This window comes from Pseudoalteromonas sp. SIMBA_162, assembly GCF_046535955.1.
Classification (GTDB): domain Bacteria; phylum Pseudomonadota; class Gammaproteobacteria; order Enterobacterales; family Alteromonadaceae; genus Pseudoalteromonas; species Pseudoalteromonas marina.
The window spans coordinates 1-231 of sequence record NZ_JAWJBQ010001333.1; the positions used below are offsets into that span (position 1 = coordinate 1).

Here is a 231-nt window from a genome sequence, read left to right on the forward strand (position 1 = left end):
GCCGGCGGCGTCAGGGTCAGGCCGCTGAGTTTCCAGCCGGTTACATCCACCGGTGCGCTGCCTACCGTGACCGTGTGGCCTGCACCATCGCTGAGTACAGTGCCTTTCGGGATGCCGCTGAGGCTAACGTTGAGGGTTTCGGAGCCATCGGTGTCGGTCAGGGCAGTATTGATACCAACCAGTTTCACCGAGCCACCTTCCGGCCCTTCGTTTAGTTTGTAGCCGTCGTAG

The 231-nt window shown here is 61.0% G+C and carries 1 protein-coding gene; it reads right to left on the reverse strand.

The features are described 5' to 3' along the window. Positions 1-188 (reverse strand): hypothetical protein (locus R0J88_RS23970; RefSeq protein ID WP_410901453.1); only part of this gene is annotated, 188 nt, incomplete at its 3' end. Between the last annotated feature and the right edge of the window lie 43 nt (positions 189-231).